The 24,661-nt window shown below is 70.5% G+C and carries 20 protein-coding genes; 11 read left to right on the top strand and 9 right to left on the bottom strand.

Annotated features, from left to right (window positions below; all coding sequences use genetic code 11):
- The first annotated feature begins 46 nt into the window (after positions 1 to 46).
- Entirely contained in the window at positions 47 to 1,333 is a 1,287-nt protein-coding gene (locus CLV46_RS13680) for an ABC transporter substrate-binding protein (protein ID WP_100365292.1), read from the top strand.
- A 487-nt stretch (positions 1,334 to 1,820) separates the two neighbouring features.
- Here the strand turns inward: CLV46_RS13680 and CLV46_RS13675 are convergent, their stop codons facing one another.
- From CLV46_RS13675 to CLV46_RS13660, 4 genes are read right to left on the bottom strand one after another with little or no spacing between them, the layout of a single operon-like run.
- Positions 1,821 to 2,645, bottom strand: coding sequence for an ABC transporter ATP-binding protein (locus CLV46_RS13675; RefSeq protein ID WP_100365291.1), 825 nt, complete (start codon positions 2,643 to 2,645; stop codon positions 1,821 to 1,823).
- Positions 2,645 to 3,625 (bottom strand): ABC transporter ATP-binding protein, encoded by a 981-nt coding sequence (locus CLV46_RS13670; RefSeq protein ID WP_100365290.1) that lies wholly within the window; start codon positions 3,623 to 3,625, stop codon positions 2,645 to 2,647. Before CLV46_RS13670 ends, CLV46_RS13675 begins: the two co-directional genes overlap by 1 nt.
- Positions 3,618 to 4,598: a branched-chain amino acid ABC transporter permease gene (locus tag CLV46_RS13665; RefSeq protein WP_100365289.1), complete on the bottom strand. Its 981-nt coding sequence runs from the start codon at positions 4,596 to 4,598 to the stop codon at positions 3,618 to 3,620. The genes CLV46_RS13670 and CLV46_RS13665 overlap by 8 nt, the downstream gene beginning before the upstream one ends.
- 8 nt (positions 4,599 to 4,606) lie before the next feature.
- The gene (locus tag CLV46_RS13660; protein ID WP_100365288.1) at positions 4,607 to 5,944 is read right to left on the bottom strand and encodes a branched-chain amino acid ABC transporter permease; all 1,338 of its coding nucleotides are present in this window, start codon (positions 5,942 to 5,944) and stop codon (positions 4,607 to 4,609) included.
- Positions 5,945 to 6,170: 226 nt separating this feature from the next.
- On the opposite strand from CLV46_RS13660, the gene guaB reads away from it, so the two are divergent.
- Positions 6,171 to 7,673, top strand: coding sequence for an IMP dehydrogenase (gene guaB, locus CLV46_RS13655; protein ID WP_100365287.1), 1,503 nt, complete (start codon positions 6,171 to 6,173; stop codon positions 7,671 to 7,673).
- A 124-nt stretch (positions 7,674 to 7,797) separates the two neighbouring features.
- A complete protein-coding gene (locus CLV46_RS13650) occupies positions 7,798 to 9,486 on the top strand; it encodes an ABC-F family ATP-binding cassette domain-containing protein (protein ID WP_100365286.1) in 1,689 nt (562 codons plus the stop codon).
- Positions 9,487 to 9,637: 151 nt separating this feature from the next.
- Here the strand turns inward: CLV46_RS13650 and CLV46_RS13645 are convergent, their stop codons facing one another.
- Genes CLV46_RS13645 through CLV46_RS13635 form a run of 3 tightly spaced genes read right to left on the bottom strand, consistent with a single transcriptional unit; the run spans position 9,638 to position 12,548 of the window.
- Entirely contained in the window at positions 9,638 to 10,753 is a 1,116-nt protein-coding gene (locus CLV46_RS13645; protein ID WP_100365285.1) for an N-acetylglucosamine-6-phosphate deacetylase, read from the bottom strand.
- On the bottom strand, positions 10,750 to 11,673 hold the full coding sequence (locus CLV46_RS13640; protein WP_100365284.1) for an ROK family protein: 924 nt from the start codon (positions 11,671 to 11,673) through the stop codon (positions 10,750 to 10,752). Before CLV46_RS13640 ends, CLV46_RS13645 begins: the two co-directional genes overlap by 4 nt.
- Positions 11,670 to 12,548 (bottom strand): SIS domain-containing protein, encoded by an 879-nt coding sequence (locus CLV46_RS13635; RefSeq protein WP_100365283.1) that lies wholly within the window; start codon positions 12,546 to 12,548, stop codon positions 11,670 to 11,672. The genes CLV46_RS13640 and CLV46_RS13635 overlap by 4 nt, the downstream gene beginning before the upstream one ends.
- Before the next feature lie 133 nt (positions 12,549 to 12,681).
- Between CLV46_RS13635 and CLV46_RS13630 the strand changes: the two genes are divergently transcribed.
- The 6 genes from CLV46_RS13630 (at position 12,682) to CLV46_RS13605 (ending at position 19,713) form a co-directional block, all read left to right on the top strand.
- Positions 12,682 to 13,476 carry a DeoR/GlpR family DNA-binding transcription regulator gene (locus CLV46_RS13630; RefSeq protein WP_100365282.1) on the top strand — a complete coding sequence of 265 codons (795 nt, stop codon included), beginning with the start codon at positions 12,682 to 12,684 and terminating at the stop codon, positions 13,474 to 13,476.
- A 211-nt stretch (positions 13,477 to 13,687) separates the two neighbouring features.
- Positions 13,688 to 14,911: a Gfo/Idh/MocA family protein gene (locus tag CLV46_RS13625; protein WP_100366064.1), complete on the top strand. Its 1,224-nt coding sequence runs from the start codon at positions 13,688 to 13,690 to the stop codon at positions 14,909 to 14,911.
- A complete protein-coding gene (locus CLV46_RS13620; protein WP_100365281.1) occupies positions 14,908 to 16,215 on the top strand; it encodes an ABC transporter substrate-binding protein in 1,308 nt (435 codons plus the stop codon). The genes CLV46_RS13625 and CLV46_RS13620 overlap by 4 nt, the downstream gene beginning before the upstream one ends.
- A 4-nt stretch (positions 16,216 to 16,219) precedes the next feature.
- A complete protein-coding gene (locus tag CLV46_RS13615) occupies positions 16,220 to 17,182 on the top strand; it encodes a carbohydrate ABC transporter permease (RefSeq protein WP_100365280.1) in 963 nt (320 codons plus the stop codon).
- A complete protein-coding gene (locus tag CLV46_RS13610; RefSeq protein ID WP_100365279.1) occupies positions 17,179 to 18,111 on the top strand; it encodes a carbohydrate ABC transporter permease in 933 nt (310 codons plus the stop codon). Before CLV46_RS13615 ends, CLV46_RS13610 begins: the two co-directional genes overlap by 4 nt.
- 30 nt (positions 18,112 to 18,141) lie before the next feature.
- A complete protein-coding gene (locus CLV46_RS13605) occupies positions 18,142 to 19,713 on the top strand; it encodes a DUF4832 domain-containing protein (RefSeq protein WP_100366063.1) in 1,572 nt (523 codons plus the stop codon).
- Positions 19,714 to 19,845: 132 nt separating this feature from the next.
- On the opposite strand, the gene CLV46_RS13600 is transcribed toward CLV46_RS13605, so the two are convergent.
- Positions 19,846 to 20,982: a MalY/PatB family protein gene (locus tag CLV46_RS13600; protein WP_100365278.1), complete on the bottom strand. Its 1,137-nt coding sequence runs from the start codon at positions 20,980 to 20,982 to the stop codon at positions 19,846 to 19,848.
- Positions 20,983 to 21,079: 97 nt separating this feature from the next.
- On the opposite strand from CLV46_RS13600, the gene CLV46_RS13595 reads away from it, so the two are divergent.
- On the top strand, positions 21,080 to 22,201 hold the full coding sequence (locus CLV46_RS13595) for a GuaB3 family IMP dehydrogenase-related protein (protein ID WP_100365277.1): 1,122 nt from the start codon (positions 21,080 to 21,082) through the stop codon (positions 22,199 to 22,201).
- Between the two features lie 29 nt (positions 22,202 to 22,230).
- Here CLV46_RS13595 and CLV46_RS13590 read toward each other — a convergent pair whose 3' ends face one another.
- Positions 22,231 to 22,779 carry a DUF488 domain-containing protein gene (locus CLV46_RS13590; protein WP_245866873.1) on the bottom strand — a complete coding sequence of 183 codons (549 nt, stop codon included), beginning with the start codon at positions 22,777 to 22,779 and terminating at the stop codon, positions 22,231 to 22,233.
- Positions 22,780 to 22,901: 122 nt separating this feature from the next.
- Here CLV46_RS13590 and CLV46_RS13585 point away from each other — a divergent pair, with 122 nt between their 5' ends.
- On the top strand, positions 22,902 to 24,632 hold the full coding sequence (locus CLV46_RS13585; RefSeq protein ID WP_100365275.1) for a glycerol-3-phosphate dehydrogenase/oxidase: 1,731 nt from the start codon (positions 22,902 to 22,904) through the stop codon (positions 24,630 to 24,632).
- Positions 24,633 to 24,661: the final 29 nt, after the last annotated feature.

Genomic DNA, 24,661 nt, shown 5'->3' with positions numbered 1-24,661 from the left:
CGGACTCCGCGGGCGATAGATCTGTAATCACAACTTGAGGAGCACGATGAGCGCATTCACCGGAGGATCCCCCTCCGCACGCTCGAAGTTCGTCTCTCGCGGTGCGAAGTTCGCGGCACTCGGTGCCGGACTTCTGCTGCTCGCCTCGTGTGCGAGCACTCCCCCCCAGGAGAGCGCAGAGCCGTCGGCAGACATCCCGGAAGGTGACGGCACCTTCGCGGTCGGCACGATCCTGCCCGCAACGGGCAACCTGGCCTACCTCGGCCCGCCCGAGGTCGCCGGCGTCAAGCTCGCCATCGCCGACCTGGAGGCGGCCGGCTTCGAGTTCGACATCACCCTGACCGAGCGCGACTCGGGCGACACGACCACCGACATCGCGACCCAGTCGGCGGGTGAGCTCGTCGACGCCGGTGTCGACATCGCCGTGGGTGCCGCGTCGTCCGGTGTGTCGTTCACGTTCATCGACCAGATGATCGACGGCGGGGTCGTGCAGATCTCGCCGGCGAACACGTCGCCGGACTTCACCGACTACGACGACGAGGACTACTACTGGCGCACCGCCCCGTCCGACGTGCTGCAGGGCCGCGTGCTCGGCAACCTGATGGTCGGTGACGGCGCCGAGAACGTCGGCATCATCTACATCAACGACCCGTACGGCATCGGCCTGGAGGAGAACGCCAAGCAGGCGATCGAATCCGCCGGTGGCGAGGTGTCCGCATCCGTGCCCTACAACCCGGGTGACACGGTGTTCTCGACCCAGGTCGACGAACTCCTCGCCGAGGACCCCGACGCGATCGCCGTGATCGCGTTCGAGGAGACGGCGTCGATCATCCCCGAGCTCGTGAACACGCAGGGCTTCCCGAGCGACAAGGTCTACTTCGTCGACGGCAACCTCTCGAACACGTACGAGTTCCAGCCGGGCACCCTCGAGGGCGCGAAGGGAACCCTTCCGGGCAACTTCGCCTCGGAGGACTTCCAGGCGCGACTGCTCGAGATCGACCCCGCGCTCGAGGACTTCAGCTACGCGGCTGAGTCCTACGACGCGGTCGTCGTCGCGGCGCTCGCCGCCGCGCAGGCCGGCAACGACCACGCGGACGCCATCAAGGCGAACATGCAGTCGGTCTCGGCCGAGGGCGAGAAGTGCGAGACGGTCGCCGACTGCCTCGCCCTGATCGGCGACGGTGAGGACGTCGACTACGACGGTGCCTCCGGCCCGATCGAGTTCGACGAGAACGGTGACCCGACCGAGGCGTACATCGGCATCTACCAGTACGGTGCCGACAACAAGTACGCCCCGCTCAACGCGGAGTTCGGCAGCCTGAACGAGGAGTGATCCACCTCGCACGTGTCGCGCTCGCGTGACACGTCGACACGGAGGGGCCCGGCGGCGACGCCGGGCCCCTTCGGCGTTCCCGGCGCGGCCGGGCCCCTGAGGCGTTGCCGGGCCACTGAGGCGTTGCCGGGCCTCTGAGGCGACTTGCGGCCGCTGCGGCGACTTGCGGCCGCTGCGGCGTGCCCGGCGACGCCCGGTCTGTCGGTGCACGTGGTGCGCCGGAAACGTCGTTACCCGCCGGCGTGGGGCCGTTGCGCTACAGCCTCGTGTCCGCGCGCCAGGAGTTTCCGGCGCGGCGCCGCGGAACTGTAGCGCGACGCCGCCGGGCCGGATCCGTCGCCCCGATCGGGCGGCGGATGCCGACGGCCGGGGCGGGCACCGCGGGGACGGGAACGGCCCGTCTTCCGGGAAGACGGGCCCGCCCGAGGGACGGGAACGGCCCCGCCTCCTCGGGGAGACGGGGCCGTGACCCGGATGCGGTGGGCCGCTACGCGGTGAACCCGGATGCGGTGGGCGGCTCGGCGGTCGCGGGGCCCTTGCGCTTGGCGTCCTCGTCGGCGGCGAGGGTGCCGAGGTAGAGCTCGGTGACACGCGGATCGTTGAGCAGCTCGCGGCCGGTGCCGGTGTACGCGTCCTTGCCCTGGTCGAGCACGTAGGCCCGGTGGCAGATCTGCAGGCAGCGGCGCGCGTTCTGTTCCACCATGATGACCGTGACGCCCGCGCGGTTGATCTCCGCCACGCGCAGGAACGTCTCGTCCTGACGCACGGGGGAGAGGCCGGCCGACGGCTCGTCGAGCAGCAACACCGATGGGTCCATCATGAGCGCGCGGCTCATCGCCACCATCTGACGCTCACCGCCCGAAAGCGAACCGGCGCGCTGGCGGCGCCGCTTCTCGAGTTCCGGAAAGAGCGTCGTGACGAACTCGAACCGCTCGGCGAACTTCTTCGGCGACTGGAAGATGCCCATCTCGAGGTTCTCCTCGATGCTGAGGCTCGGGAACACGTTGTTGTTCTGCGGCACCATGCCGACGCCCTTGGCGACGAGCTTGTCGGCCTTGAGGGACGTGATCTCCTCGCCCTTCAGCCAGATCGCGCCTCCGCGGATCCTCACCTGCCCGAAGATCGCCTTGAGCAGCGTCGACTTACCGGCGCCGTTCGGGCCGATGATGCCGATGAGCTCACCGTCGTAGGCGTCGACGGTGCAGCCGTTGAGGATGTTGACCCCCGGCAGGTAGCCGGCGACGAGGTCGTCGGTGCGCAGCACCGGTTCGTCGGTGCGCGTGACGGTGCTGGATGCGACGGCCTGAGCCATTACTTCTCCTCCTTGTCGGAGACGGGCGTCGTGTCGGAGACGGGCGTCGGGTCGGAGACGGGGGTCGGCGACACGTCGACCGGGATCTCCGCGGCGGCCTCCTGGGCGAGCGCGGCGCGGTCGTCCCCGGTCATCTCGCCGAGGTCGGTGTCGTGATGTGCGCCGAGGTAGGCGTCGATCACCGCGGGGTCGGACATGACCGTCTCGGGCGGACCCTCCGCGACGACGCGGCCCTCCGCCATGACGATCACCCAGTCGGAGATGTGCCGCACCATGTGCATGTCGTGCTCGACGAAGAGCACGCTCATGCCTTGCGCCTTGAGGTCCTTGATGTGCCCGAGCAACGACTGCGTGAGGGCAGGGTTCACACCCGCCATCGGCTCGTCGAGCATCACGAGCACCGGGTCGCTCATGAGCGCCCGTGCCATCTCGAGAAGCTTGCGCTGACCGCCGGAGAGCGACGCCGCGTAGTCCTCGCGCTTGGTGTCGAGCTTGAAGCGCTTGAGCAGATCGTCGGCCTTCTCGGTGATCTCCTGCTCGCGATTGCGCCACAGCGGCCGCACGAGCGCGCGGAACATGTTCTCGCCCGGCTGCTTGGTCGCCCCGAGCAGCATGTTCTGCAGCACGGAGAGGCGACCGAGCGACTTGGTGAGCTGGAACGTGCGCACCATGCCGCGGCGGGCGACCCGGTACGCGGGCACACCCGCGAGGCTGTGTCCCTCGAAGCTCCACGAGCCGGTGTTGGGCTTGTCGAACCCGGTGAGCAGGTTGAAGAAGGTCGTCTTGCCGGCCCCGTTCGGTCCGATCAGCGCCGTGATGGCGTTGCGCGGGATCTCGACGTGCTGAACGTCGACGGCGGTGAGGCCGCCGAACGTGCGGGTCACGCCGTCGGCGACGACGATGGGATCGACCTTGGCGCATCCCGGACCCACCTCGCCCTTGACGAGCGGATGCGTGCGGACTGTCGACGTGTCAGACATTGAACGACAGCTCCTTCTTGTTGCCGAAGATGCCCTGTGGGCGGAATATGACCAGCAGCATGAGGGCGACACCCACGAGGATGAAGCGGATCTGACCGGCCTGGGTGCTCGAGATGAAGCTCAGCACGTCGGCGGACCGCAGCCCGTTGATGATGCCGTTGGTGAGCGAGAGCACGACCCAGAAGATCATCGAGCCGACGATCGGGCCCCACACCGTCGCGGCACCGCCGAGCAGCAGCGCCGTCCAGATGAAGAAGGTGAGCGCGGTGCCGTAGTTCCCCGGCTGCACGGCGCGCGGCAGGATGAACACCACACCGGCGAGGGCGCCGAGCACACCGCCGAGCACGAGCGCCTGCATCTTGTAGGAGTAGACGTTCTTGCCGAGGCTGCGCACCGCATCCTCGTCTTCGCGGATGCCCTTCACGACGCGTCCCCACGGGCTGCGCATGAGCAGCCACACGAGCACCGACGCGATGGCGACGAGGCCCCAGCCGAAGACGCGCACCCACCACTGCTCGCCCGAGTACACCCACGGGCCGATGCCGAAGGTGCCCTCGCCGAACGGGTTGAGCGCCTGGAACTCGCGGGCGTATCCGCTGAGGCCCTGCGATCCGCCGGTCAGGTCGGTGAGTCCGACGGTCGAGACGAGGTAGCGCACGATCTCCGCCGCCGCGATCGTCACGATCGCCAGGTAGTCGGCCCGCAACCGCAGGGTCGGGATGCCGAGGATGAACGCGAAGATGATCGAGGCGATGACCGACGCGAGGATCGCGAGGGGCACCGAGAACCCGAGTTCGAGCGTCGTGATGGCGAACGCGTACGCGCCGACGGCCATGAAGCCCGCCTGCCCGAAGTTGAGCAGGCCCGCGTAGCCGAAGTGCACGCCGACGCCGATCGCCGCGAGGGCGTAGGCAGCCGTGGTCGGGCTGATGATCTCGCCCGCCGCGTTGCCGAGAATGCTTCCCCAGTCCATGGTTCCTCCTAGCCGATCCGCTCTTTGCGCCCGAGCACGCCCTGGGGGCGGAACAGGAGCACGAGGATGAGCACGACGAGCGCGACCGCGAAACGCAGGTCGGGCGGGATGACGACGGTCGAGAGCTCCGTGAAGAGCCCGATGATGAGGGCGCCGACGAGCGCGCCGAACGCGCTGCCGAGGCCGCCGAGGGTCACCGCGGCGAAGAGCAGCAGCAGGATCGCGAAGCCCATGTCCCACGTGACCCCGCGGTAGAGGCCGTACAGGATGCCGCTCAGGCCGGTGAGCGTCGCCGCCATCACCCAGACGACCCGGATGACGCGGTCGACGTTGATGCCGGATGCGGCCGCGAGCGACGCGTTGTCGCTCACCGCGCGGGTGGCCTTGCCGATGCGGGTGCGGGTGAGGAAGAGGCCGACGAGCACGAGCATCACGATGCTGACGCCCATGCTCACGAGCGAGGCGGCGGTGATGGTCACCGGGCCGAGGGCGACGGTGTCGGTGAGGCCGGTGTTGAGGTTCTCGGTGCCTCCGCCGAAGAAGTAGAGGAAGAGGTAGCGCACCACGATCGAGAGGCCGATCGTGACGACGAGCACCTGCACGAGCCCGACGCCCCTGCGCCGGAGCGGCTTGAACAGCCCCGCGTCCTGCACCCATCCGAACGCGGCGCTCAACAGCAGCGTCGCGAGGATCGACACCACGAGGTTCCAGCCGAACGCCGTGGTGAAGAGGTAGAAGAAGATCGCCCCGAAGGTGAGCATCTCGCCGTGGGCGAAGTTGTTGACGCCCGTCGTGCCGAAGATCAGCGAGATACCGATCGCGGCGAGGGCGAGCAGCAGGCCGAAGTTGAGTCCGTACACGAGCCGGGTGAGCAGGGTGTCGGCGAACGTCGTGCGTTGCGTCGACCCCTCACCGGTCGGGAAGAGCACGTTGACCGTGTTCGTCGTGCCGATCGTGACCTGTCGGGTGACGTTGTCCGGATCGCGCGGGGCGACGCCCTCGGGGAGGGTGTCGACCTGCAGCGTCGCGGTGTACTCGCCGCGGCCCGGGACCACGACGGCCCAGCGGCCGTCTTCGGCGGTCGTGCCGGTCTCTTCGAAGTCGTCACCCTCGACGAGCACCTCGACGCCCTCGAGCGGGGTGTCGTCGGAGCGGATGATGCCGCCGACGGTGAAGGTGGTGGTGAAGTCGCCCGTCGGTGTGGGGGTCGGCGTCGGCGTGGTCTCCTCGGCCGCCGCGGAGGCGGAGACGAGGAGCGTCGCGAGTGTCGCCCCGGCAAGGGCGGCACCGAGGCCGCCGAGCCACCGTCGGAATCGCGGGGTACGCGATTGGCCAGCTGTGTGCACGAAACCTCCTGTTGGCGCCGAGTCGCCGGGCAGGGGATCCCGCGACCAGCCCGATCGTCGGCGTTGACGATACTTGCGGTTTGTGTCGCTCGTGTTTCATGCGTGCGCACCGAACCGCCCGCTCATTATGACCGCGGAATGCCTGGGCGCCTAAACGGTTAACATGGATTACCGGTATCCGATGTCGCATCCGGCCTGACTTCATTCCGCATCTGCGAGGGGACTCATGGACCAGCCCGATCCGTTCGGATTCATCGGACTCACCTACGACGACGTCATGCTCCTGCCCGGGCACACCGATGTCATTCCGAGCGAGGCCGACACCAGTTCGCGCCTCAGCAAGCGCGTCTCGGTGAGCGCGCCGCTCATCTCGAGTGCGATGGACACCGTCACCGAGTCGCGCATGGCGATCGCCATGGCCCGGCACGGCGGACTCGGGGTGCTGCACCGCAACCTGTCGATCGACGACCAGGCGGCGCACGTCGACAAGGTCAAGCGCAGCGAGTCCGGGATGATCACCAACCCGGTCACGACGACGCCGGATGCCACGGTCGCCGAGGTCGACGCGCTGTGCGGCCAGTTCCGCGTCTCTGGACTCCCGGTCGTCGAGGACGACGGCACCCTCGTGGGCATCATCACCAACCGCGACATGCGTTTCGTCTCGCCGTTCGAGAAGTCCACGACGCTCGTGCGCGACGTCATGACGAAGACGCCGCTCATCACCGCACCCGAAGGCATCGACCCGGACGGCGCGGTCGCCATCTTCGCCCAGCACAAGATCGAGAAGCTCCCGCTCGTCGACGACCGGGGCCGGCTGCGCGGGCTCATCACCGTCAAGGACTTCGAGAAGACCGAGAAGTACCCGAACGCGACGAAGGACGCCGAGGGCCGGCTGCGTGTCGGTGCCGCGATCGGCTTCTTCGGTGACGCGTGGGAGCGTGCCGGCGCGCTGCGCGACGCGGGTGTCGACATCATCGTCGTCGACACCGCCAACGGCGACTCGGCCGGCGTGCTCGACATCATCCGCCGCATCAAGTCCGACTCCGCCTTCGACGCGATCGACGTGATCGGCGGCAACGTCGCCACCCGTTCGGGCGCGCGCGCGCTCGCCGAGGCGGGCGCCGACGCCATCAAGGTCGGCGTCGGCCCGGGCTCGATCTGCACCACGCGCGTCGTCGCCGGGGTGGGTGTGCCGCAGGTGACCGCGGTGTACGAGGCGGCACTCGCCGCCCGCGAGTTCGACGTGCCCGTGATCGCCGACGGCGGCCTGCAGTACTCGGGCGACATCGCGAAGGCGCTCGTCGCCGGTGCCGAGACCGTCATGCTCGGATCGCTCCTCGCCGGCACCGACGAGAGCCCCGGCGAGCTGCGCTACGTGAACGGCAAGCAGTTCAAGAGCTACCGCGGCATGGGGTCGCTCGGCGCCCTGCAGACCCGCGGCAAGAAGACCTCCTACTCGCGCGACCGCTACTTCCAGGCGGATGTGCCGAGCGACGAGCAGCTCATCGCCGAGGGCATCGAGGGGCAGGTGCCCTACCGCGGTCCCGTCGGCTCGGTCGTGTACCAGCTGCTCGGCGGACTGCGGCAGTCGATGTTCTACACCGGCGCCCGCACGATCCCGGAGTTGCGCGTGAAGGGTCGCTTCGTGCGCATCACCGCCGCGGGGCTCAAGGAGTCGCACCCGCACGACATCCAGATGGTCGTCGAGGCGCCGAACTACCGCGGCTGAGCGCATCCGCCCGCCGAAAGGCGGGGCGAAAGGGATTCGACTTTCCGGGGCGTAGGCCTGTAGCCTGGTCGGCTCGCCCGAGGCGCGAGCCCCCGCACGGGGCCGCGAACGGAAGTACATCCCCATGGGCTACATCGACGTCATGAACGTCTCGCTCTCGCTACCTGACGGGCGCCCGCTGCTCGACGAGGTCTCGTTCCGCGTCGGGGAGGGCACCACGTCGGCGCTCATCGGCGCGAACGGCGCAGGCAAGTCCACCCTGCTGCGCATCATCCGCGGCGAGGTGGCGCCCGATTCCGGCTCCGTCGCCCTCGACGGGGGCCTCGGCGTCATGGACCAGTTCGTCGGTCACGTGCGCGACTCGACGACCGTGCGCGAGCTGCTCGTCTCCGTGGCGCCCCCGCGCATCCGGAATGCCGCCCGCGCGCTCGACGCCGCGGAATCCGCGCTCATCGAGCGGGACGAGCTCGACACGCAGCTCGCCTACGCGTCGGCCATCGCCGAATATTCGGATGCGGGCGGTTACGAGCACGAGACGGTGTGGGACCAGTGCACGGTCGCGGCGCTCGGCGTGCCGTTCGACCGGGCGCAGTACCGCGAGGTGAACACGCTGAGCGGGGGAGAGCAGAAGCGGCTCGTGCTCGAGGCGCTGCTGCGCGGCCCGGACGAGGTGCTGCTGCTCGACGAGCCCGACAACTACCTCGACGTGCCGGCGAAACGGTGGCTCGAGGAGGCGCTGCGCGCCACGCCGAAGACCGTGCTGCTCGTGAGCCACGACCGAGAGCTCCTCGCGCGCGCCGCCGACCGCATCATCACGCTCGAGCTCGGCGGGGCCGGCAACACCGTGTGGGTGCACGGAGGCGGGTTCGCGAGCTACCACCGCGCCCGCGACGAGCGGATGGAGCGGCTCGACGAGCTCAAGCGGCGCTGGGACGAACAGCACGCGAAGATCAAGCAGCTCGTCGCGACGATGAAGGTCAAGGCGGCCGCCAACGACGGGTTCGCCTCGCGGTACCAGGCCGCGCTCACCCGGCTCCGGCGCTTCGAGGAGGCGGGTCCCCCGCAGGAGCGTCCGCTCGACCAGGACCTCAATCTGCGGTTGCGCGGATCCCGCACGGGCAAGAAGGTCGTCGTCTGCGAGCAGCTCGAATTGAGCGGCCTGATGGCGCCGTTCGACCTCGAGGTGTGGTTCGGGGAGCGGGTCGCCGTGCTCGGGTCGAACGGATCGGGCAAGTCGCACTTCCTGCGGCTGCTCGCGCTCGGCGGGAGCGACCCCGACCCGGCCGCCGGTCACCTCACCTCGGTCGGCGCGGAACTCACGCCGGTGCGGCACGAGGGCGTCGCGAAGCTCGGCGCGCGGGTCGTGCCCGGCTGGTTCGCCCAGGCCCACGAGCATCCGTCGCTCATCGGGCGCTCGCTGCTCGACATCCTCTTTCGCGGAGACGACGCCCGTGCCGGCATGCCCCGTGGGGAGGCCAGTCGTGCCCTCGACCGGTACGGACTCGTCGGGGCGGCGGCGCAGGACTTCGAGTCGCTCTCCGGCGGCCAGCAGGCGCGGTTCCAGATCCTGCTTCTCGAGCTGAGCGGGGCCACGCTCCTGCTGCTCGACGAGCCGACGGACAACCTCGACCTCGTGTCGGCGGAGGCCCTGCAGGATGCGCTCGAACGGTTCGAGGGCACCGTCATGGCGGTGACGCACGATCGCTGGTTCGCGCGCTCGTTCGACCGGTTCCTCGTGTTCGGCGAGGACGGCCGGGTGTACGAGTCCGACGAGCCGGTGTGGGACGAGGGCCGGGTGGCCCGCGCCCGCTGAGCGTGACGGTCGCTGAGTCCCTCGCCCGCTGAGCCTGTCGAAGCGGGTCGTGCGGCGGTCCCCTTCGACGGGCTCAGGGAACGGGTCGGCCGCTGAGCCTGTCGAAGCGGGTCGTGCGGCCGTCCCCTTCGACGGGCTCAGGGAACGGTGCTCAGGCGACGAGCGCGCCCCCGCGCAGCACGCGCGCGACCGCGCCGTCGACGATCTCCACCAGGTCGGCGGGGGAGCCGACGGCGAGGGCGTGGCCGGGGCGATCGAGCGCGCGTGCCGGCGCCGCGCTCGTGACCGAGACGACCTCGGCGAGGTCGATGCCCCGTCGCAGCAGCCGGGCGACGGCGTCGCCGACCGGCGTCGTGCTGCCCGCGAGCGATGACCCGTCGGCGAGTTCGGCGATCCCGTCGTGCACGTCGACGATCGATCCCGCGAGGTCGTAGCGCCCGTCCCCGAGCCCGGTCGCCGACATCGCGTCGGAGACGAGGGCCAGCCGGCCGCCCGCGGCACGGCGGGTGAGGTCGATGACGACGTCGTCGACGTGGTGGCCGTCGGCGATGAGCTCGACCGTGACCCGTTCGTCGGTGAGCGCCACGCCCGCGAGACCCGGATGCCGGTGGTGCAGGGGCGGCATCCCGTTGAAGAGGTGGGTGATCACGGTCGCGCCCGCGTCGATGGCGCGACGGACCTCGTCCGCGGAGGCGTCGGTGTGACCGAGGGCCACGACGACCCCGCCGTCAACGAGATGCGCGATCGCCTCGAACGCGCCGGGAAGCTCCGGCGCGAGCGTGACCATCGCGATCGTGCCGTCCGCCGCCGTGAGGAGCGCGTCGAGGTCGGCGCGCTCGGGTGCCCGCAGCAGGGACCGGTCGTGAGCGCCGGCGCGTGCGGAGGAGAGGAACGGGCCCTCCAGGTGCAGACCGGCGAGCCCGCCCTGGTGCACGATCGGCGCAAGCTCGCGCAGGCGGTCGGCGGTCGCGGTGAGGGGGCCGGTTGCGAGGGACGCGACGAGGGTGGTGCTGCCTCGTCGGGCATGCGCGGCGATCGCCGGAGCAGGATCCGCCCCGAGCGCGCCGAAGTCGACGCCGAGAGCGCCGTGCACGTGCATGTCGAGGAAGCCCGGCACGACGGCGCCCAGCCGGGTCGTCACGTCGCCGGTCGGCTCTCCCTGCCCACGCTCGACGATGACGCCGTCGCGCACCCGCAGCCAGCCCGGACCGTCGGAACCCGTGCCGTCGACGAGTCGCGATGCCGCGATCACGACGTCGCTGCTCATGAGTGTGTGGGCCCGGGGTCGGCGGGTGTCCTGTGCTCGGCGTCGCGCGCGAGGAACGCCGCACCGAGCGCGGCCGCGACGTCGCCGTGGGTCGCGGCGACGAGCTCGGGCACTCGCAGGCCCTCGAGCCGACGCGCCAGGTCGTCACGCAGCGGTTCGAGCAGCAGATCGCCGGCCTGACCCAGGCCCCCGCCGATGATGATCCGCGTCGGGGCGAGGGAGGCGGCGATGCCTGCGAGGCTCTCGCCGAGCACCTCGACGGTCGTCTGCCAGACCGCGGTCGCCGCGGAGTCTCCCGAGGCGACGCGGCGGGCGACGGCGAGGGCGTCCGGTTCGCCCGCGCGTCGCGCTGTGGCCGACGCCGAGGCGATGTGCTCGACCCGGCTGCCGGCGTGCGGTCCCGAAGTGAGCACGAGCTGACCGATCTCCCCGGCCCAGCCGCCCGAGACGATGGCGCGGCCCTCGAGCAGCAGGGCGGCGGCGACGCCGGTGCCGACGGCGACGAAGGCGAGGGTTCCATCCACATCGCGACCGGCGCCGGTGCGTGCTTCGGCGATCGCCCCCGAGCGCACGTCCTGCCCGAAGGCGACGGTCGTACCGAGGCGGCGCTCGAGCAGCGCGCGCACCGGCGCTTCGCGGAAGCCGACGTTCGCCGAGAGCACGGCGACGCCGCGCGTCTCGTCGACGATGCCGGGCACGACCACTCCGACGGCGCGTCCGCCGTGGCCGCCGAGCGCCTCGACCACGTCGCCGACGGCCCCGGCTACGAGCTCGCCCGACGGGTCCGGCTTGGGGGTGAGTGCTCGTTGCTCCGCGACGATCACTCCCGCGCGGTCGACCCGCACGGCCTTGATCGTCGTGCCGCCGACGTCGACCCCGATGAGGGAGTCGGCAGCGGATGCGGTCGGCCCGCCGGTCACGTCAGGATGACGGAGCGGGTGAGCGAACGCGGGTGGTCGGGGTCGAGGCCGCGCGCCTTCGCGAGCGCGACGGCGAAACGCTGCGCGACGATGAGGCCGGCCTGCGGGTCGAGGTCGTGCGAGACGAAGGTCGCGCCGGTCTGGGCGACCTCGCCGTCGAGTCCGACGGGCGCGGGGCCGAGGCTCCAGACGAGGCGACCGGGCTGGGCGATGGCGATGGGACCGTGGCGGTAGTCCATGGCCGGGTAGGACTCCGACCAGAACTGGGCGGCCTCCCGCGTCTTGAGGGCGGCCTCGAACGTGAGGCCGACGGCCCACCCGGTGCCGACGAAGGTGCACTGGTCGGCCGAGACGAACTCGTCGACCGGGATCTCGAGGGCGACCTCGGCCTGGCGTGCGAGCTCCTCGACGTCGGCGCCGAGGTGTGCGCGCAGGAGGGTGAGGCCGGACGTGGCGAAACGGGTCTGCACGACCGACTGCTCGTCGGCGAACGGCAGGGCGATCGTGGTGGCCGCCGCGTCGGCGGCGGGGGAGTCGGGCACCGCCGTGATCAGGGTGGTCGCGCGCCCGTCGAGCGCGTGGAGCAGGTCGACGATCTCGGTCGTGGTGCCCGAGCGGGAGATGGCGACGACGCGGTCGTACTCGCGGGTGGTGGGGTACTCGCTTCCCGCGAAGGCGTCGGTCACCCCGTGACCGGCCTGCTCGCGCAGCACGGCGTACGACATGGCGATGAACCAGCTGGTGCCGCAGCCGACGACGGCCACGCGCTCGCCGGGTGCGGGCAGCGAGTCGGCGACCTCGCGGGCGAGTGCGCCCGCCTGGCGCCACACCTGGGGCTGGGAGGCGATCTCTGCGTCGACGAAGGTGGAGGGCATCGGCTTCTTTCCATCGGGGGTGAACCGTGACAAGCGTTTTTGTTGCCACCTGGTGGTATTCGATCAGAATCGATCACGCCACCGCAAGACCGGGTGTGTCAAGATGAGGCGAATCGAAGGGCCGGCACAGGAGATGACCCCGCAACAGCGCCTGAACGTGGTGCTCGAACTCGTGAGCGAACGTGGCAACGTGTCGATCGCCGACGTGAGCGATGCGCTCGGGGTGTCGACCGCGACGGTGCGCCGCGACCTCAACACCCTCGCCGAGCAGCGGCTCGTCACGCGCACACACGGCGGCGCATCCGCCCTCGGTTCCGGCTACGAACTGCCGCTGCAGTACAAGATCGCGCGGCAGGCCGACGCGAAACTCGCGATCGCGCGGGCCGTCGCCGATCTCGTGGCGCCGGGCGAGTCGGTCGGACTCAACGGGGGCACCACCACGAGCGAAGTGGCACGGATGCTCGGTCGCAGCGAGCGGCTGCATGTCGGGTCCGACGTGCCGGGTGTGACGATCGTGACGAACGCGCTCAACATCGCCTACGAGATGTCGGTGCGTGAGCACGTCAAGATCGTCGTCACCGGCGGTGTGCCGCGCCGCCAGTCCTACGAACTGGTGGGTCCCCTCGTCGGCGCGTCGTTGCGCGACTTCAGCATCGACACCGCGGTGCTCGGCGTCGACGGTCTGAGCGCGGCCTTCGGGGCGACGACCGTGCACGAGGGGGAAGCCGACGCGAGCCGAGAGATCGCGGCCGTCGCGCGCCGCATCGTCATCGCCGCCGACTCGACGAAACTCGGGCGCACGACGTTCGCCCGCATCTGCCCACTCAGCCGGGTCGACGTGCTCGTCACCGACCTGGAGCCCTCGCGGGAGATGGCCGCCGACCTCGCCGCCGCAGGTGTCGAGGTCGTCGTCGCCCGAAACGCCTGAGCCGAGCCGTCCCGCGGCCGCGCCGCGCGAGCGGGACGACCTCTCTCGGCGGATCGGCCGTGTTTCGGGTTCGTAAACGTTTCGCCGCACCGTTCCGCATGCTTGCCGTGAGCGATTACTGTCTGGACATGCTCATTTCGACCCCGCACGTGACAAATCCGCTCACGTGCTGCAGGATGGCGGCATGCACGACGACGTGGCCGGCCGCACGATGACGACGTCCGGAACGGGATCCGCCCCGACGACCGACCTCTCGGTCGCCGTCATCGGCGCGGGTGCTCGCAGCTACATCGCCGAGCACGTGCCCGAGGCGCGGCCCGGTGCCCGCATCACGGCGATCGTCGACACGGACGAGATCGGACGCGCGCGGGCCCGCACCGCCCACCCCGACGCCGTCATCCACTCGAGCCTCGACGACCTCATCGCGGCCGGCGGCATCGACGCGGCGATCGTCACGACCCCCGACCACACGCACGAGGCGATCGCGGTCGCCCTGCTCGAAGCCGGCATCGCCGTCTACCTCGAGAAGCCGCTCGCGATCACGCTCGAGAGCGCCGACCGCGTGCTCACCACCGCCGCGGAGACCGGCACCCCGCTCTACGTCGGACACAACTTCAGGCACTCCGCCGTCGTGCGCACCATGCGCGAGGTCATCGAACGCGGCGAGATCGGCGAGGTGAAGGCCGTCTGGGTGCGGCACTTCGTCGGCAACGGCGGCGACTACTACTTCAAGGACTGGCACGCCGACCGCTCGAAGACCGGCACGCTCCTGCTGCAGAAGGCGAGCCACGACATCGACGTGGTGCACTACCTCGCCTCCGGCTACACGCGGCGCGTCGTCGGGATGGGCGACCTCATGATCTACGGCGGCATCACCGACCGGCGCGACCGCCGCGGCGAGACCATGCCGGACTGGTTCTCGATGGACAACTGGCCGCCCCTCGCGCAGACCGGCCTCAACCCCGTGGTCGACGTCGAAGACGTGTCGATGATGATGATGACCCTCGACAACGGCGTGCTCGCGAGCTACCAGCAGTGCCATTTCACGCCCGACTACTGGCGCAACTACACCGTGATCGGCACCGAGGGGCGCCTCGAGAACGTCGGCGACACCGCGGGCGGCGTCGTGAAGGTGTGGAACCGCCGCCACGAATGGCAGGTCGAGGGCGACCGCGAGTACCCCATCGAAGGTGTCGCGAGCGGTCACGCCGACGCGGACCTGCTGACGATGCGCGAGTTCCTCGACCACGTCGTCGACGGAGCGCCGACGGTCGTCTCGCCCATCGCCGCCCGCGAAGCCGTCGCGGCGGGTGCGCTCGCCGCCGCCTCGCTGCGCGACGGATCACGCCCCCTCGACGTGCCGGAGCTGCCGGCTCACGTGCTCGAGCACTTCTCCCGAGTCTCCACGAATCACATTCCCGGAAGGACATCATGACCAGCACCTCGCCCTTCGCGCGCACCCGACGCGCGCTCGTGGCCACCGCGGCGACCGCCGCGTTCGCCGTCATCCTCAGCGGCTGCAGCGGCGGAAACGCCGGCGGCGGCTCGTCGGAGTACTCCGCGCCGGAGGAGGACCTCTCCGCGAAGATCACCTACGGCCTCTGGGATCAGAACCAGGTGCCCGCGATCGAGGAGAACATCGAGGCGTTCAACGAGATCTACCCGAACATCGAGGTGAACGTGAACGTCACCCCGTACGGCGAGTACTGGACGAAGCTGCAGACGCAGGCATCGAGCGACACCCTCCCCGACGTGTTCTGGATGAACGGCCCCAACATCGGCCTCTACGGCTCGAACGGTCAGCTCGAGCCGATCACCGGCGCCGTCGACGCCGGCGACCTCGATCTCGCGAACTACCCGGAGGCGCTCGTCGACCTCTACAACGTCGACGACGTGCAGTACGGCGTGCCGAAGGACTTCGACACGATCGCCATCTGGGCGAACCGCGCGCTCTTCGAGCAGGCCGGAGTGGCCCTGCCCGAGGGCGACTGGACCTGGGAGGAATTCCAGTCGACCGCATCCGCGATCTCGGATGCGCTGGGCGGCCAGGGCATCTACGGTGCAGCCGGCGGCATGGACGGTCAGACCACGTACTACAACACCATCTTCCAGGCCGGCGGCGCCGTGATCGACGACGGCACGTCGGCGTACGACACCCCGGAGGCGCAGGCCGGCATCCAGTTCTGGACCGACCTCATCGCGAGCGGCGCTTCGCCCACCATCCAGCAGCTGACCGACACGACCGGCGACCAGTGGTTCACCTCCGGCAAGGCGGCGATGTACTGGGGCGGCAGCTGGTTCCGCTCCGCGCTCACCGACACCGAGCTCGCCGCCGATGTGACGGTGCTGCCGCTGCCGGAAGGCGAGCAGAAGGCGTCGGTCATCCACGGCGTGTCGAACGTCGTCTCCGCGGCGTCGAAGAACAAGCAGGCCGCACAGGCGTTCCAGGTGTTCCTCGCTAGCGAGGAGGCGCAGCAGATGCAGGGCGACGCCGGCGCGATCATCCCGGCCTTCGACGGAACCCAGGGCGCCTTCACCGAATCGCTGCCCGACGCGAACCTGCAGGTGTTCCTCGACGCGCTCGAGTACTCGCAGCCCCTGCCGGTGAGCTCGAACTCCGCGGCGTGGAACGCCTTCGAGACGGAGCTGCTGCCGCAGGCGTTCTCGGGGGAGCGTCCCGTCGACGAGGTGACGGCCGAACTCGCGGAGCAGATGAACGCGGCGCTCGCCGAGGAGTGACCCGATGGCGACCGTCTCCCCTCCGCTCGGCTCGTCCCCTCGCGCCCCTCGGGGCCGGGCGGGGCGGGCCGGAGGCGGCGCCCCCTCCGAGGAGGGGCGCGGCCGTGACGGGCTCTGGCCCGTGCTGTTCGTCGGCCCCCTGCTGCTCGGCGTCGCGGTGTTCTACTTCTGGCCCATCCTGCAGACCGCGTTCTACTCGCTCACCGACTGGGGCGCCTTCGGCGGCTGGACCTTCGCGGGCATCCAGAACTACCTCGAGCTCTTCGCGGACCCGGCGCTGTACCTCTCGCTGGGGAACACGCTGCTCTACACGGCGATCGTGCTGCTCGGCATCCCGCTCGCCGTCTATCTCGCGAGTCTGCTGAACCTCCCCGGTCTGCGCTTCGCCGCGCTGTACCGCGTGCTGTTCTTCCTGCCCTACGTCGCGATGCCCACGGCGGTGGCGATGGTGTGGCGGGTGATCTTCAACGGTGACTTCGGGCTGCTCAACTACGGACTGGGTCTCGTCGGGATCGAGGGGCCGTACTGGATCAGCACGCCCGGCGCGGCCCTCGTGGCCGTGGCGATCGTGGGGCTGTGGTCGTCGCTCGGGTTCTCGATGATCGTGCTCGCAGCCGGGCTCAAGAACATCCCGCCGGAGCTCTACGAAGCGGCGGAGCTCGACGGCGCCACCCGGTGGCGGCAGTTCCGGTCGGTCACCGTGCCGCTGCTCACCCCGAGCATCTTCTTCGTCACGATCGTGACGGTCATCTCGAGCTTCCAGCTGTTCGACCTGCTCTACGCGATCCTCGGCAGCAGCAACCCCGTGCTGCCGCGCAGCATGTCGCTCGTCTACTTCTTCTACCGCGAGGGCTTCGTGAGCAACGACAAGGGCTACGCCGCCGCGATCGCCATGTTCGTGTTCCTCATCATCGGCCTGGTCACGGCGCTGCAGTTCCGGTTGCAGAAGAGATGGGTGCAGGCATGAGCGACAACATCACCGCCGTGCGTCCGGTCGACGTGCCGCTCACCGCGCAGCAGCCGCGTGCCACCGCCGCGATCGGACGGGCGACGCGCGCGTCGGCGCGCCGATCCGCCCGCCGACGCGGCGGCTCCCACGTGGTGGCGCACATCGTGCTCGCGACCGGCGGCGTGATCATGGCGTTCCCGTTCGTGTGGCAGATCATCATGTCGCTCTCCACCAACGCCGAGGTGCAGAGCGTGACCCCGGTGTTCTGGCCCGCCGAACTGCAGTGGGGCAACTACGCCGAGGTGTTCGACCGGCTGCCCTTCCTCGATCAGCTGCAGACCTCGGTGCTCATCACGACCATCCGCACGCTCGCGCAGATCCTGTTCTGCACCCTCGCCGGCTACGCCTTCGCCCGGATGCGGTTCCGCGGTCGGGCGATCATGCTCGCGCTGGTGCTGTCGATCCTCATGGTGCCCTCGCAGGTGTACCTGCTGTCGCAGTACCAGATCGTGCAGGGACTCGGCCTGCTCGACAGCCTCGGCGGTCTCGTGCTGCCGGGCCTCTTCAGCGCCTTCGGCACGTTCCTCATGCGCACGGCGTTCCTCGCGATGCCGAACGAGTTGGAGGAGGCGGCGCGCCTCGACGGCGCCAACCCGTTCCAGATCTTCTGGAAGGTGATGCTGCCGCTCGCGCGACCCACGATCAGCGTGCTCGCGATCACGACCGTGCTGTGGTCGTGGAACGAGCTGCTGTGGCCGCTCGTCGTGACGACCTTCAGCGACCGGATGCCGCTCTCCGCCGGTCTCGCGACGCTCATCGGCGACCGCACGACCGACTACCCCGTCGTGATGGCTGCGAGTCTGCTCGCCATGGCGCCGGTGCTCATCATGTTCATCGTCCTGCAGCGCCGCGTCATCGACGGACTCGCGTCGAGCGGACTGAAGTAGCCCCTCCCTGTTCGGATACGGAGACCCACAATGAAGTCGAGATCCACCCTGCCCCTGACCGCGGCGGCCGTCGCCGGACTCGTCGCGCTCGGCGCCGCCGCCCCCGCGGTCGCCGCCCCCGCGACATCCACGACGGTGACGTACGAGGCGAGCGACGCGATCATCGCCAACCCGCAGCGCGGGTTCTACCACCACACCGAGACGCACTACCGTGCCGACAACTCGGGCTATGTGCCGCTGGACCAGGCGACGCTCGAGGGCTTCCGCGAGGAGGGCATCACGCAGATCCTGCGGGTGTTCTACCTCGAGAAGTTCGCCGCGACCCCGACCCTCGACCCGGAGTTCCTCGCCCTCGTGCAGGCGGACTACGACACCGCCCGCGCGGCCGGCGTCTCCGTGATCACACGGTTCGCGTACGTGCAGGGCGGCGCCTGGCCGTACGAGCCGCCCTACGGCGACGCGCCGCTCGAGGTCGTGCTCGCGCACATCGAGCAGCTCACCCCCATCCTGCGCGCCAACTCGGATGTCATCCCCGTCGTGCAGAACGGGTTCATCGGGCTGTGGGGCGAGGGCTACTACACCGACCACTTCGTCGCCGACCCGGCGAACCCCGGCGTCGTCACCGACGAGGACTGGGCGAACCGGGCCGCGGTCGTGCAGGCGTTGCTCGATGCGCTGCCGACGGACCGCTCGGTGCAGGTGCGCACCATGCTCACCAAGCAGCGCACCCTCGACGTGCCGACCGGCGCCGAGGGCGCCATCGACCCGGCGCAGGCGTACACCGAGAGCGACATCGCCCGCATCGGTCACCACAACGACTGCCTGCTCGCCGCGCCCGACGACTGGGGCACCTTCCTCTCCGACCCGATCGAGCTCGACCAGCAGTACCTCGAGGCCGACAGCCTCTACGTGCCGGTCGGCGGCGAGACCTGCAACGTGAACCCGCCGCGCTCGGAGTGGCCGAGCGCCTCCGCGGAACTCGCGCGCTACCACTACAGCTACCTCAACCGCGACTACAACCAGGACGTGCTCGACAGCTGGGGTCAGGCCGGCATCGACGAGACCGCGATGCGCCTCGGCTACCGCTTCGTCGCGACGAGCAGCACCGTGCAGGCGGATGCGGCGGGCGCGACCACCGTGTCGGTCGATGTGCGCAACGACGGCTGGGCCGCCCCCTACACGCCGCGCTCCGCGTATCTCGTGCTCGAGGGCGCGGCCGGCCGGTTCGAGGTGCCGTTCTCGAACGGCGACGCCCGCACCTGGCTGCCCGGCACGACCTCCACGATCACCGCGTCGCTCGACGGCATCCCGGCCGGCACGTACACCGCGTCGCTCGCGCTGCCGTCGGCGGACGAGGCCACCGCGGATGACCCGCGCTTCGCGATCCAGCTCGCGAACGTCGGAACGTGGGACGCCGCGACCGGTCTCAACGCGCTCCAGCAGACCGTGACGATCGGCACCGCGGCGGTCCCCGCCGGCGGCGCGCCGACCCTCCCCGAGACGGGTGTCGACGGGTCCGCCGTCGCGCTCGGCGTCGTCGGGCTCGGGGTGCTCGCCCTCGGCGCGCTGCTCGTGGCACGTCGCCCGCAGCGCGCCCGCTGACGTCACCGCTGGTCGAGTAGGCGCGGCGGAGCCCGCCGTATCGAGACCTCCATTCCGCGGACGCGGGTGTGCCGGAAGGAGGTCTCGATACGGCCGTGAACGGCCTCCTCGACCAGCGGACCACGACAGCGGTCAGCGGGCGAGGCGCTCGATCGCCTCGGTGAGCACCTCGGGGGAGCACGCGAGGTTGAGCCGCGCGTGACCGCGGCCCTGCTCGCCGAAGGTGGGACCGGGGTTGAGCGCGACCCGACCCCGCTCGAGCGCGCGGACGCTCGGGTCGGCGCCCCATCCCTCCGCCTGACGGAAATCCAGCCACGCGAGGTAGCTCGCCCGCGGCTGCCGATAGCGCACGCCGGGGAGGTGCTCCTCGAGGAGCGTGGCGAGCAGTCGCCGGTTGTGCTCGATCGCCGCGAGGGCGTCGTCGAGCCAGGCGTCGCCCTCGCCGAACGCGGCGGCGTTCGCGTGCAGCCCGAGGATGCTCGCGCGGTAGCCGACCTCTTCGGGCATCCGCTCGAACAGGGCCACGGTGCGGTCGGATGCCCCGACCATGAGTGCGCACTTGAGGCCGGCGACGTTCCACGCCTTGCTCGCCGAGGTGATCGTCACGCCGTGCCGCCGCGCGGCATCCGACACCGACAGGAACGGGATGAAGCGCGCATCGGTGTGCACGAGGGCCCCGTGGATCTCGTCGCTCACGATCGTCGCGTCGTGCTCGGCGGCGAGCTCGGCGAGCCGCTCGAGGTGCTCGCGCGGGTGCACGAGCCCGAGCGGATTGTGCGGGTTGCACAGCAGCACCGCCCGCGCCCCGGCGGCGAGGGCCCGCTCGATCCCGTCGAGGTCGAGCGCCCACCCGTCGCCGCCGTCGACGAGCGGCACCTTCTCGACGACGCCGCCCGCCTCCGGCACGAGGTCGAAGAAGGGCGGATACACGGGAGGAGTGATCACGACACGGTCGCCCGGCCGGATCGCCTGCCGCAGCGTCTCGACGATGCCGACGCTCACGTCCGTCGCCGTGCGCAGCCCGGCCTCGTCGACCTCCCAGCCCCACCGGCGCGCCGCGAACCCGGCGAACGCCGGAGCGAGGGGACCGGGGGAGCCGACGTACCCGGTGTCCGACGCGGTGATCCGCTCGGTCACCGCGGCGATGATCGGCGGAGCGAGGGGGTAGTCCATCTCGGCGACGAAGAGCGGCAGCACGTCGGCGGGGTACGTCGTCCACTTCTCGCTCGTGCGGCGGCGCAGGGACTCGATCGGATCGGCGCTGAGCATGAGCCCATCCTCACCCACCGACGCCGCACGTCGCGGGCGAACGGTCTGCGCTGTGGGCGACCGGCGTTCGGATGCGGGTCGCCGGTAGGCTGTCCCGGTGAGTGACATCGAGATCGGCCGCGCCAAGCGCGCCCGTCGCGCCTACGCGTTCGACGACATCGCGATCGTGCCGAGCCGGCGCACGCGTGACCCGCAGGACGTGTCGGTGACCTGGACGATCGACGCCTTCACCTTCGACATCCCGGTGCTCGCCGCGCCCATGGACTCCGTCGTGTCGCCCGCGACCGCGATCGCCCTCGGCCGGATGGGCGGGCTCGGCGTGCTCGACCTCGAGGGACTGTGGACGCGGTACGACGACGCGGAGGCGGCGCTCGCCGAGATCCGTTCCCTGCCGGCCGACCGCGCCACCAAGCGGATGCAGGAGCTCTACTCCGAGCCGATCAAGCCGGAGCTGATCAAGGGACGGATCGCCGAGATCCGCGCCGCCGGCGTGCCGGTCGCGGGCGCCCTCAGCCCGCAGCGCACGCAGGAGCACTACAAGACCGTCGTCGACGCCGGCGTCGACCTCTTCGTCATCCGCGGCACGACCGTGAGCGCCGAGCACGTGTCGAAGACGACCGAGCCGCTCAACCTCAAGCGGTTCATCTACGAACTCGACGTGCCCGTCATCGTGGGCGGCGCGGCCACCTACACGGCCGCCCTGCACCTCATGCGCACCGGAGCGGCGGGCGTGCTCGTCGGCTTCGGCGGCGGCGCGGCCTCGACCACGCGGGCGAGCCTCGGCATCCACGCGCCGATGGCGACCGCTCTCGCGGATGTCGCCGGTGCACGCCGCGACTACCTCGACGAGTCGGGAGGCCGCTACGTGCACGTCATCGCCGACGGCGGTCTCGGCACGAGCGGCGACATCGTCAAGGCGATCTCGGTCGGCGCCGACGCCGTGATGCTCGGTTCCGCGCTCGCACGGGCGACGGACGCCCCGGGCGGCGGCTACCACTGGGGACCCGAGGCGCACCACGCCGAGTTGCCCCGCGGCAACCGCGTCGAGGTCGGCACGCTCGCCCCGCTGCAGCAGATCCTGCACGGCCCCTCGTCGGCGCCCGACGGACGCGTGAACCTCATCGGTGCGCTGCGCCGCTCGATGGCGACGACCGGCTACTCCGACCTCAAGGAGTTCCAGCGCGTCGAGGTCGTCATCGCGCCCTACCTGCCGCACTGACCCGCGCCGCTACTCCAGCGGGCACCGCCCTACTCGGGCGGGTACCAGACGCGGTGCCCGTCGACGCGCGCGAACGACCGGAGCTCGTGCGGTCGGCTGGCGGTCGCGGTCATGATGTCGGCGACCGGCACACCTCGGGCCACGAGGGCGTCACCGATGAGCGAGCGATGGCAGCGCCACGGCACCGCCTCCGCGCACATCATCGCGACACGTCTCGCGTCGGCGAGTTCCAGCAGGGCGTCGACGCCCCGGGCGAACCCCGGCGTCTGCATGTAGTCGGCGTAGCTGCGGAAGCTGTGGTTGCGCCACGCCCCGTTCACGGTCGGCTCGCCGACGCGCGAGTAACGCCGACCGTCGAGTTGCTCCGTGAAGGCGACGTAGTCGATCCCGGCCTCGGCGAGCGAGCGCGGCAACTCCTCGGGTCCGAACTGCGGGTTCCGCCGCGACCCGGGCACCGCCCGCACATCCGCCACCACCTGGACGCCGTGCTGCCGCAACGCCTCGACGAACTCGTCGGGCGAGCGGGTCGAGTGGCCGATCGTGTAGACCGTCCGGGTCGCGCCGTCTCCGTCCGTCACGGATCCACGGTAGCCCCGCACCGTGCGCGTCCACCCCGCTCGCCGGGGTCGCACGAGGCGCATCCGGTAAAAGTCCACCTGACGTTCAGGCGCCATCCCTAGGCTCGCGCCGGGAGGCAGTCATGTCGGAGGCAAACTCGGTCAGCAGGTCAACCAGGCTCGGTCCGGAGGAACGGGCCGCCGCCATCGCATCGATGCGCGAGAAGGAACTCGACGTGCTCGTCATCGGCGGCGGCATCGTCGGCACCGGTTCCGCACTCGACGCGGTCACCCGCGGATTGCGCACGGGCATGGTGGAGGCGCGCGACTGGGGCTCGGGAACCTCGAGCCGCTCGTCGAAGCTCGTGCACGGCGGCATCCGCTACCTCGAGCAGCTCGACTTCCGGCTCGTGCGGGAAGCGCTCATCGAGCGCGGGCTCCTGCTGCAGCGGATCGCGCCGCACCTCGTGAAGCCCGTGCGATTCCTCTACCCCCTGACGAAGCCGCTCATCGAGCGCTTCTACATCGGCGCCGGCATGACGCTCTACGACCTCTTCAGCTACAGCGGCGGACGCCCGCCCGGCGTGCCCCACCACCGTCACCTCACCCGGCGTCAGCTGCTGCGCGCCGCCCCGAGCCTCAAGTCCGACGCGTACGTCGGCGGGCTCGTCTACTACGACGCCCAGGTCGACGACGCCCGCTACGTCTCCACCCTCGCCCGCACGGCGAGCGCCTACGGCGCCCACGTCGCGAGCCGGGTGCGCGTCGACGGGTTCGTCAAGGTCGGCGAGCGGGTCGTCGGCGTGCGGGCCCGAGACCTCGAGAGCGGCGAGGAGTTCGAGATCCGCGCGAAGCAGGTCGTCAACGCGACCGGCGTGTGGACCGACGACACCCAGTCGATGGTGGGGGAGCGCGGTCAGTTCAAGGTGCGCGCCTCGAAGGGCATCCACCTCGTCGTGCCCCGTGACCGATTCCAATCGAAGGTCGGCCTGCTGCTGCGCACCGAGAAGAGCGTGCTCTTCGTCATCCCGTGGGGGCGGCATTGGCTCATCGGCACGACGGACACCGACTGGAATCTCGACAAGGCGCATCCCGCCGCGACGGCCGCCGACATCGACTACCTGCTCGAGCGGGTCAACGAGGTGCTCGCCGTTCCGCTCACCCGCGAGGACGTCGAGGGCGTCTACGCGGGCCTGCGCCCCCTGCTCGCCGGCGAGTCGGATCAGACCTCGAAGCTCAGCCGCGAGCACATCGTCGCCCACACCGTTCCCGGCCTCGTCGTGGTCGCCGGCGGCAAGTGGACCACCTACCGCGTCATGGCGAGGGACGCGATCGACGCTGCCGCGGCGGCGCTCGACGCGAAGGTGCCGCCGAGTGTGACGCAGGACATCGCGCTGCTCGGGGCGGAGGGCTACCAGGCCGCGTGGAACAAGCGCGCGAAGATCGCTTCGGCCTTCGGAGTGCACCCCGTGCGCATCGAGCACCTGCTCAATCGCTACGGGGTCATGACCGACGAACTGCTCGACCTCATCCGGAAGCGCCCCGAACTGCAGGAACCGCTGCCGGGAGCCGACGACTACATCCAGGCCGAGGTCGTCTACGCCGCGACTCACGAGGGGGCGATGCACCTCGAGGACGTGCTCGCGCGGCGCACCCGCATCTCGATCGAGGCGTGGGATCGCGGCGTCTCCGCCGCGCCCGTCGCCGCGCGGCTCATGGCCGACGCGCTCGGCTGGGACGACGCGCGCGTCGACCGGGAGGTCAACCACTACCTCAAGCGCGTCGCCGCCGAACGGGCGAGTCAGCAGCAGCCGGACGACGAGTCCGCCGACCGGGCCCGGCTCGAGGCGCCCGACATCATCGCCATCCCCTGAACCGCAGCACCCGAGAATCCGAACGAGGA

The organism is Diaminobutyricimonas aerilata, from assembly GCF_002797715.1.
Taxonomy (GTDB): Bacteria; Actinomycetota; Actinomycetes; order Actinomycetales; family Microbacteriaceae; genus Diaminobutyricimonas; species Diaminobutyricimonas aerilata.
Note: the sequence above shows the minus strand (reverse complement) of the source record. Positions and strands in the feature narration are given on the sequence as shown.